Origin of the sequence: Ferrovum myxofaciens, assembly GCF_000735045.1 — a bacterium.
GTDB lineage: Bacteria > Pseudomonadota > Gammaproteobacteria > Burkholderiales > Ferrovaceae > Ferrovum > Ferrovum myxofaciens.
Window position 1 is genome coordinate 1 of sequence record NZ_JPOQ01000630.1, and the last position, 253, is coordinate 253.

Below are 253 nucleotides of genomic sequence, written 5' to 3' on the forward strand. Positions count from 1 at the left end.
AGATCGTCAGCGAGAAGGTCTCGCACCGCCTGGCCCAACGTCCTGCCAGTTATGTGATCCTCAAGTATGTGCGTCCCGTCATCAAACTCAAGGAAACCCAAACTCTGGTCTGCGCTCCGGCCCCCCTGGGCGTCCTGGATAACAGCCGTGCCGATGTGAGTTTCCTGGCGGGCATGGTGGTGGATAAATTCCTGTACCACCAGCCCCTGTATCGCCAGCATCAGCGTCTGGGCAGTAACGGAGTCACCGTCAG

The 253-nt window shown here is 58.9% G+C and carries 1 protein-coding gene; it reads left to right on the forward strand.

What is annotated here, in order from left to right; genetic code table 11:
* The coding region (locus IV91_RS0115435; RefSeq protein ID WP_031599656.1) for an IS66 family transposase at positions 1 to 253 on the forward strand (253 nt) is incomplete at both ends.